Origin of the sequence: Morganella psychrotolerans (assembly GCF_965118875.1) — a bacterium.
Lineage (GTDB): Bacteria > Pseudomonadota > Gammaproteobacteria > Enterobacterales > Enterobacteriaceae > Morganella > Morganella psychrotolerans_C.
In genome coordinates, this window is record NZ_CBCPJD010000047.1 from 1 (window position 1) to 1,473 (window position 1,473).

A 1,473-nucleotide genomic window follows, 5' to 3' on the forward strand; every position below is an offset into this window, starting at 1 on the left:
TCCCTCAAATGCGCTCAAAGTAAGCGATTTATCCTCGCATTCGCGCCATGACACCATGTTAAAGAATGCAGATTTAGCTGAAACCCAGATATTCAGGTGCTTGGTTTTGAATATCCCCGTCATTCTGGGGTTGTTTTTTGCTCTGTTCTGCTGGCTGATCAGGAAATCACTGTAGACAGAAACCCCCATATTCGGGTTTGCTTTGCGCAATGTCGCCGGATCTGTCCAGTCGTCACCTTCATCGACGGTATAAATAATGCCGAATAACTCCGGATTCGGTACCGTGCCGTTGAGCATTTCAATCACTTCTCGCCGCTTGTCATAACACGGACCTTCAATGTTATATCCGGCGGTCGTGATAGCCCACATCAGTGGCTGGCGGCGGGCGCCCATCCCGGTAATCATGGTTGTATACAGTGAATCTGTATCGTGTTCGTGATACTCATCAACAATAGCGCAGTGTGGCGATTGTCCGTCACCGGGATCCCCGATCAGCGGTTCAAACCGCGCGCCGTCTTCCGGGCGGTTCATGTTCTTTGCGTTAACTTCAATACCAAATGCATCAATCAGCAACGGAGTGCGCTTGCACATCAGTTTTGCCGGGCGGAAAACTTCCCATGCCTGTTTTTCTGTGGTTGCACCGGAATACACTTCAGCGCCAAACTCGTTATCACAGGTAAAACAGTAAAGGGCGACTCCGGCAGAGATAGCTGATTTACCATTTTTGCGGGGGATCTCGGTGTATACCTCACGGAACCGGCGTAATTTACTGCCTTTATGCACCCATCCAAACGCAGAGCAGACAATAAATAATTGCCACGGCTCCAGGGTGATCGGCATCCGTTTAAATGCCCACTCTCCTTTGGTGTGCGGCAGCAACTGAATGAACCGTGCTGCCTTTTCAGCTGAATCTTTATCGAACCGGTACCGGAATTTACGCCCCTTTTCTTCGCCAAGATCGTCAATATGACGTTGGCAGGCATCTTTTACATACTGACAGACCACAATCTTTCCGCGAACAACTTCGCGGGCATACTGATTGGCCGCATTGACGTTCGGGTAAGCTTTGCGACTCATGATGTAATTATCCTCAGAAACGGGTTTTCCTGTTTTTTCTGACCTGCCATACCAATCAGCCGCTGACGGCTTCCGGGATCAAGACCCAGCATGGCACCGGTGCGATCCATTTCGCTTTCCTGCTCTTTTTTCGCAGTAAGGTCAGGGTTTTTTATCGGACCGCCTGTCGCGCCAGTCAGCCTGGTTCCGTCCTTAATGATAGCAATCACCAGATTCCGCCAAAGTTGATAGGCAACACACCAGCGCTCAAGAACAGCCAGGTCGGTGAGGCAGATAATTCCCTGCCCGCATAATTCTTTAACGGTCATCTCCCACATCACTATCGCGAGAGCCATGTCGTTTTCCACAAACCAATCCGGCGGAGCCACACCTTTCAGCGGAGTAAAAACAGGCTCG

General features: G+C 50.3%; 2 protein-coding genes. Both read right to left on the reverse strand.

All coding sequences use genetic code 11. The annotated features are described in order from the left end of the window. Window positions 1-1,077: terminase large subunit (locus ACMHKJ_RS19210; RefSeq protein ID WP_413496434.1), on the reverse strand; the 1,077-nt coding region annotated here is incomplete at its 3' end. Next, window positions 1,074-1,473, reverse strand: a 400-nt coding sequence (locus tag ACMHKJ_RS19215; protein WP_413496436.1) for a phage terminase small subunit P27 family, incomplete at its 5' end; no start/stop codon positions are given. The genes ACMHKJ_RS19215 and ACMHKJ_RS19210, both read right to left, overlap by 4 nt.